Origin of the sequence: Paenibacillus sp. 2TAF8 (assembly GCF_052114825.1) — a bacterium.
In the GTDB taxonomy this organism is placed as follows: domain Bacteria; phylum Bacillota; class Bacilli; order Paenibacillales; family Paenibacillaceae; genus Paenibacillus.
In genome coordinates this window covers 1-642 of sequence record NZ_JBFRFN010000056.1, presented here as the reverse complement: position 1 = coordinate 642, position 642 = coordinate 1, and the positions used below count along the sequence as shown (strand labels likewise).

Sequence of the window (642 nt, the reverse complement as noted above, 5' to 3'; positions counted from 1 at the left end):
CGAGAGTTTATAACACCCGAAGTCGGTGGGGTAACCGCAAGGAGCCAGCCGCCGAAGGTGGGATAGATGATTGGGGTGAAGTCGTAACAAGGTAGCCGTATCGGAAGGTGCGGCTGGATCACCTCCTTTCTATGGAGAATCGTTTCCCGMGTGGAAACATTCAAAAAGTCTTCAGGAAGTATGCTTCCGAAGCGAGCTTTACTTCGTAAAGCTTTCAACTCACTCGTTGCTCAGTTTTGAGAGCTCAAACTCTCAAACCAACTCGTTTATTCGACCGACACATCTTGTGAACGGCCCGAACCAAACGATTTGTTCTTTGAAAACTAGATATCGAAACGAAACAAACGCGAATTAGAACATTCCTTTTTAGCTGAACTTGTGTATAACAAGTTTCAATAAAAACGGTAGATTGCTGGAGCGAGTGATCGAAATGGAACGACTTTTGGATTTGCGCAAGCAAACCAAGGGAAGTGACAGCTCGAACACGAGCGACCTGGTTAAGCTACTAAGAGCACACGGAGGATGCCTAGGCGCTAGGAGCCGATGAAGGACGTGGCGAACAACGAAACTGCCTCGGGGAGCTGTAAGCAAGCTTTGATCCGGGGATGTCCGAATGGGGAAACCCAGCTGGGGTAATATCCA

General features: G+C 48.2%; 2 rRNA genes. Both read left to right on the top strand.

Going from position 1 to position 642, the window contains the following annotated elements:
* Positions 1–129, top strand: a 16S ribosomal RNA gene (locus tag AB4Z30_RS29910); the annotation flags it as partial.
* Between the two features lie 366 nt (positions 130–495).
* Positions 496–642 (top strand): 23S ribosomal RNA (locus AB4Z30_RS29905); the annotation flags it as partial.